Source organism: Pseudoalteromonas sp. 20-MNA-CIBAN-0454, assembly GCF_040308685.1.
Lineage (GTDB): Bacteria > Pseudomonadota > Gammaproteobacteria > Enterobacterales > Alteromonadaceae > Pseudoalteromonas > Pseudoalteromonas nigrifaciens.
On the sequence record NZ_JBEOOB010000064.1, the window covers coordinates 1 to 6,519 of the forward strand.

Annotated in this window: 6 protein-coding genes; 4 read left to right on the top strand and 2 right to left on the bottom strand. The window is 39.6% G+C overall.

Annotated features, from left to right (window positions below):
• On the bottom strand, positions 1–155 hold a 155-nt coding region (locus AAEZ22_RS17680), incomplete at its 3' end, for a helix-turn-helix domain-containing protein (RefSeq protein ID WP_350547310.1).
• A gap of 263 nt (positions 156–418) precedes the next feature.
• On the opposite strand from AAEZ22_RS17680, the gene AAEZ22_RS17685 reads away from it, so the two are divergent.
• Complete coding sequence (locus AAEZ22_RS17685; RefSeq protein ID WP_011329668.1) at positions 419–868, top strand: GyrI-like domain-containing protein; 450 nt, start codon at positions 419–421, stop codon at positions 866–868.
• A gap of 142 nt (positions 869–1,010) precedes the next feature.
• Here AAEZ22_RS17685 and AAEZ22_RS17690 read toward each other — a convergent pair whose 3' ends face one another.
• The gene (locus AAEZ22_RS17690) at positions 1,011–1,880 is read right to left on the bottom strand and encodes an MYG1 family protein (protein ID WP_197182623.1); all 870 of its coding nucleotides are present in this window, start codon (positions 1,878–1,880) and stop codon (positions 1,011–1,013) included.
• A 604-nt stretch (positions 1,881–2,484) separates the two neighbouring features.
• Here AAEZ22_RS17690 and AAEZ22_RS17695 point away from each other — a divergent pair.
• The 3 genes from AAEZ22_RS17695 (at position 2,485) to AAEZ22_RS17705 (ending at position 6,077) form a co-directional block, all read left to right on the top strand.
• Entirely contained in the window at positions 2,485–4,002 is a 1,518-nt protein-coding gene (locus AAEZ22_RS17695) for a DUF3360 family protein (RefSeq protein WP_197182624.1), read from the top strand.
• A 351-nt stretch (positions 4,003–4,353) separates the two neighbouring features.
• On the top strand, positions 4,354–5,205 hold the full coding sequence (locus AAEZ22_RS17700) for a hypothetical protein (protein ID WP_182681565.1): 852 nt from the start codon (positions 4,354–4,356) through the stop codon (positions 5,203–5,205).
• Positions 5,206–5,303: 98 nt separating this feature from the next.
• On the top strand, positions 5,304–6,077 hold the full coding sequence (locus AAEZ22_RS17705) for a hypothetical protein (protein WP_352298236.1): 774 nt from the start codon (positions 5,304–5,306) through the stop codon (positions 6,075–6,077).
• Positions 6,078–6,519: the final 442 nt, after the last annotated feature.

The window sequence follows — 6,519 nt, forward strand, 5'->3', positions numbered from 1 at the left end:
TAGTAGCAAATTTTTTGTTTATTCTGTAACTTAAATAAGTTAATCGCTAAGGCTTTATTCCACAAGAATCGACAATTCCCCGCATATTGCGCCATTTTAGCGTTAATATAGGGTGTTGTTTTTAAACGAAATTTATAAGCTTTGCGAATAACCATACTGTTATTATATACAGTTAATCAAAAAGGAACAACCCACTTAGTCGCTTCGCGACTATTGCCTTATATCACCGACCTAAAGGAACGGTGTTTTACGGCAAAAGTTGATAAAAGAGAGTTTATAATTGCTGTAATAATAAATCCCTTAACCAGAGTTCAAATTAAATAATTTAAAGGACTTATAAATAGTTACAGTCCATAATGGTTTTTCTGTTACGTTATAGTTACGTTAAAGCTAAGTGATTGAAGTAAGGAAGGTCATAATGCAAGTAAAGCAACTCCCAAGTATAACTTTAACTGGTTTAAAGGTAAGAACGTGTAACGCCGATGAAATGAACTCTGGCACTGCAAAAATAACGGAGCTTTGGCAAAAATTTGGTGAAAAGCATGGACAACAGCTAACAAAAAATACAAAAACGTATGGTGTTTACACTAACTATGAAAGCGATGTAACCGGTGAATTTGATGTAATAGCCTGTTGCGACGACTTATCGATTGGAGATCAAAAGTCAGTAAAAGTAACTACCGAGGCAGGGAGTTATTTAGTATTTAACGGGACAGGTGAAATGCCCGATGCGGTAATCGACCTGTGGGGCGAAATTTGGCAATACTTTAGCTCAGACGACTGTCGTTTTACCCGTACCTACAGCAGCGACTACGAATATTACAAAAGTGCTGATGAAGTAGAAATAGCCATAGCGGTTAAAGAATAAAGCTTTAGGCTTTAGGCTTTAGGCTTTAGGCTTTAGGCTTTAGGCTTTAGGCATAATTAAAAACGCTAGCTTAACTTGCTAGCGTTTTTTTATGCGCGTAAATATTAATTTTAGCGACTAGCACTTTTAAAGCCCTATATTACTAAGCTTCTAGCGCCATTGCTGCCATTTTCATCGCACTTGCAAACGACTTTACGCCAGCAATAAATAAACCGTTATGACAAAAAACAGCATCTTCAAGCCCAGTTTCGTCCTGAAATTCTTTATCAGATAAACCAGCCCACGGTTTTGGGAGTGACTTGCGGTCTTCAAACGATCCTGGCTCAACCGGTACAGTTTGCACAATCCACTGGCCAGAGTGCGAAGGATAAACCATATATAATGCTTTATCAGAAAGCGCATGCACGGTTTTTTTCCACGGTGTGTATTGCTCTAACACAATTACGCGTGGATCAGCTGCATTTTCAATCGCTTTAGCAACAATTGCTTTTGCATTAATGCCACCGTTAGCCGCAGCTATAAAGCGAGTTAAAATGCGCGATGCAAACTCAACCGCTTCATCAAAACAGGCATCAAAGTTACTCTCTTCTTGCCACGTTGGGTTAAACATTGAAATAGTTTGGCTAAGGCTAATGCCTTTAGCAACGCCTTCAACATGGCCGCAGTCAATTGCATCAATAGTAGAGACTAAACCAGAGTCAATTGCATTGGCTGTTTCTTGGCTTCCTTGGCATATTTCAAGGCCATATTTTTGCCAAATTAAACCAAATGAAGAAAAAGGAATACCATTTTCACGCGCCCCGGCACCGCCACGTTGGTGGTGATCAAAACGGCCTGTCTCTGGGTTATGCTCGCCACCTACATCAATCACAACATCGGCTTTGCTTATAAGCTCCATATCGCGGGTGCGTATAAGTTTAAAAGAAGGATAAATATACTTAAGTGCAGCTACACTAAAAACATCATCTGCATGAAAAGTACCGTTGTGGGTTGCTATCGTTATATCATTCATTGGTTTTGTATCATTTTCTAAAAGGATAAGAAGGTCTCGCTATTTAAACGTTACGGTTTTGAAAATACTTAACAAGTAAAAATCATAAGGCGGATTCTATCTGATGAACGCTAACAAAAACAGTAAACTGTTTTTTATCCTTGTTAAAGCAATTAAGCTCGCATGCAATAGCCTACTAATTATAGAGAGATGCAAAGCCACACGTTATTATTTTGCTGCGTTATTTTTGTATCAATAACCAAACTTTAGTTAAATTATCAGCTAAAGCATGGCTAAATGCCCTATTTTCTTAAACAACATAATATAAATGCAGATAAAATTATTTTAATTTTTATTATTGCTGTAAGTGCTAAAAAACAACGCATTGCACTTTAACCTTTATAAAAATAAGCTAACCATCTGTTTAAAAACAATAAAAATCACATTTAACATCAAATACTACATTCAGCTATAGGTATATAAATGTTACTAAATAGTTTCATACAAGACCTTTGACTAATCGTAATCTGTTGCTAGCTGCTTTATCCTGCCGCCTCAATTTTTATTTGCTTTAAACAAAGCTGTATTTTTATTTTGAGTGAGCAACTATGTTGCAGGAGAAGCCATGAATACCACGCCGCAAGATGATATTTCATCTGATGCCAAACCAGGAGCGGATACTCAAACCGCTACCAATAGCTATAAAAATCTACACAAGCCTAGCTCTGAGTTTAATAGCCGAGACGAATACCTAGAACACGAGCTGCAAATTATGCAGCCTAAACGCTGGCGCCCAAACTTACCCTTTAGAGACTACAGATTCGAATTTGAAGACGCTATTCCTGCAATGGCTGCCACCATAGGTAAAGTGGTTATGGTTGCCGCTATTGCCGCAACGTTTGCAAGCCCACTGGGTTTAAGCGACGCTTTTGTTTTAGAAAACGTGCGTTACGAATTACTTATCGTCGCCTTTTTTATTATTTTGTTTTCAGGCTTTATTTTACCTACCGCTAACTTAGCCGGTACTCATGGTCCTTTAATTCCGTTAATTCCAATTGTAGTTGCAGCAGGGGGCCACCCTATGGCATTTGGCTTGCTCATAGCAGCCTTTGGTTTAATTTTGGCAATAAGTAAAGGCGGAACCCTACTGGCTAAACTAACCAGTAAAGGCGTATGTGGCGGGCTTTTACTCTACCTAGGGTTTATAGGCATAACCTCGCAAGTTAAAAAGCTGTTTGCATGGGCCGAAGCCATCGATATGACCCACATTGCCTTTATTGTTATTTTTTCCACTATAATTTTATATGCCATGTTAGAGCATTTTAAAAAGCGTTGGTTAGCCGTACCACTTAGCTGTATTTTAGGCGGCGCAATAGCCTTTGCATTAGGCGCACCGTTTGAGTTTCATACTGCACCGGGCCTGCCAAACATGAACCCTATGTACTGGTGGGGCGAAGACACCGGCTGGATGTTAGGCCTACCTACTCTAGAAAGCTTTGTAGTAGTACTGCCATTTGCAGTGCTTGCTGTTGCTATGTGGTCGCCGGACTTTTTAGGCCATCAGGTATTTCAAAAAATAAGCTACCCAAAACGTACCGAAAAAGTACAAATGAACATAGACGACACCATGCTTAGCGCATCAGTTAGGCAAACCTTTGGCTCGCTACTGGGCGGCGCTAACTTTGCATCATCGTGGGGCACTTACATAGTGCCAGCAGCCATTGCTAAACGCCCAATACCAGCAGGCGCTATTTTAACCGCACTATTTTGTATTATTGCCGGCGTATGGGGCTACCCTATGGACCTTGCAATTTGGCAACCAGTGCTATGTGTAGCGCTAATAGTAGGGGTATTTATTCCACTACTAGAAGCCGGCATGGAAATGACCCGCGTAGGTAAAACCACCCAATCAGCTGCTATTGTAGTATTTGCTTCAAGCTTAGTTAACCCAGCATTTGGTTGGTCACTCACCATATTGCTAGACAACTTAGGCTTTATTGGCTGTAAAGAAAGAAGTAAAGAACTCACCCGCATGAGCCGCTGGATCATTCCACTGGTCATGTTTGTACTACTAACCAGCGTAATGGCCATGGTAGGCATGCTGCCAGGTATACCCGCGTTAGTATCAAGCTTTAGGCACTAACTTTAAAAGTTAGCTTAAAGTAAATTACTCCCAGTAAGCGCATTTTATATGCGCTTACTGCGTTTTAAAGCTTAATTTTTTAGGTGGCAGCATAGAGCGAAAACCGGTCATTGAGGTTGGCTAAATATAAGTAAATTGATTGTTCAAATTGTTCTTTGCTCATATGCTAATAATATATGAACAATGCACGCGTATTATTCTATTAAACTTACTTTAAAGTTTTAGAAAACTTAGTGATAGTAATACCTTAAGTAATTTGTTAAAACTATATAAAGTAGATAAATGAGCGTTAAGTCGTCGGAAATATGCGCGATGAGCGCACTATTAAATTGGTTAGCCCCAGGAGGTTTCGTGGAAAGAGTTCCCGTTTACTTGGATAGTAATGTCATCATTGATATGGCCGATGGGCGCGAGAACGATCTTCTTGGGCTAGTCATGAGGAGCATTTATGAAGGACCATACTGTTATCCATTTTCCGCAGAGCAAATTTCTGAAATTACAGACAACGAAAGGCAAGCTAGAAACGAATCTAGGCTGATGCTGTTATCTGACTTAAGCCGTAATGTTTATTTTGAACACAGTATCAATAGTCTTCAATTTCGTACTGAGTCTACTACTCAGGTTTATGAAACAATAAACGAAGTTTCATTATCTCAAAATTGGGAAGCTGATTTTGCTAATTTTATTTCTTTCGAGCAGCAGTTAGAGGCTAGAACTGCTTATGGCCTGTCAACGGATGACCTAAATAACCTATCAGCTGAAGAAGCGATTACCAAGATAAACTCGGCGCTATCAAATTACGAGTATGAGCGTGAAGAAGGACAAATAGATCCTCCGAGAACGCTTAACGATATGTTGGATTACTCTGAGCAGAATATGCGAGAGCACTTCTCCCAGGTATGGGAGTCAATGGGCGCAAATATAGAATCTCATCTACGGAACTGTAAATTAGTTAGTTTGTTTTCATTTATCGATACATTCGGCTTCTGGAGTGACTCAAAGAGGACGTACAAAAAAGGTTCACGCTTAGCTGATAGTCGTCACGCATTTAACGGGTCCTATTTTAAGTGTGTAGTATCGAGGGATAAACGGCTTCTAAAAAAATCAGAGGCAGCATATAAGTATTTAGACATTACGACACAATGCTTTCATACAGATGAATTCAAAGCGCATTTATATGATTTGCTTTCGGGACAAAGCTAACAAGGCCAGGCACAGCGACTACTTTTCGTTGCGGCTTCGCCACCATTACAAAACCGTGCGTGCTGGCGGCATTAAGTGTTCATGAGGTCAGTTAAAGAATGAGTTTTAAAATTAATAGAATTAGCAGTAACAGTCTTGGGACACATTATGGCATTTTTCAAAATGGAGAGTTAATCCATCAAGAATTTAGTCGGACGGCTGCAGAAAAAGTACTCGGAAAATTGCAGATTGGAAAAACGATTGAAGAAGCATTAAAACCTGACCCAGCCCCCAAGCCTGAACGAGTGACTGCTCGACTTGTGACACCTCAAGTTTCATCGACTAAGCAACATAAAGCTCTTTTCCCTACAGCGGTAGCAGCTGAAAGAAAATTCAAGTATGACCCGGTGGTCTACCGCCAAATTGCGCTCTTTAAGGTAAATGAAATCGTTCAGATGACGAATCGAAAGGGGCACAGTTCAACAATACACATTACAAATATAGTGAAATTGAGCTGGCACCAACTCCAACTGTTAGTCTCATGTGGTAACACTAAGTTCGAGAAACAGTATTTACTTTATAAGGAGTACAGTACAAAGTATAGAGCAAATAGCGTTTTGAAAGGGATGAGTTTAAGCCAAGGCGAGAATTCAGAAATTCAAGAATATATAGGTATCTTTAAGGCAAATGGGTTCTCAAAACACACACAAGTAAATGATTATATAACTAGCAATAACTTGTGGGGAAACTACCCGACGATTCGATCACTTAACGATCATGGCGAATACAAAGAAATCGAAGGTATTGAGCCTCAGTATTTTGAAGTTGTTTGCCGTATTTTAAATATATCCAGTGAAGGTGGAAGAAGCTTAGATAACTTCAAAAAGTACTAATTTAGAACACACCTAACACAATTTAAGAGGGGTTCGGCACGCATGGCATTTTTACTATGCGTCGGTTTTAATGATTAAGGGGTATGTGACAGCATCAGTATCGTGTGTCTTACACCTTAATTGAGCGTTGCTATCAATGTCCGCAATTGGCACTTTTGCGAAGTTCAGCAGTGATCGATAATCGGACAGTTAGAATTTAAATGTCTGAAGTCAAGGTTTTACCCGTTTGGCTTTAAAAACTAATATATGGACCGCAGGGACCGTACTATTACACTGTTATGCACACCTTAATAAAAGTAGCGAGATAACTGAAATATGCTAGATATCACAACCACGAACATAACTACAATTATCGCAGCATCTGCGTAAGCGTCTAGCGAACCACACCTAGCATCGATGTTCTGATTATCTAAAAATACCTGCTCAATGATAAATTCGGAGC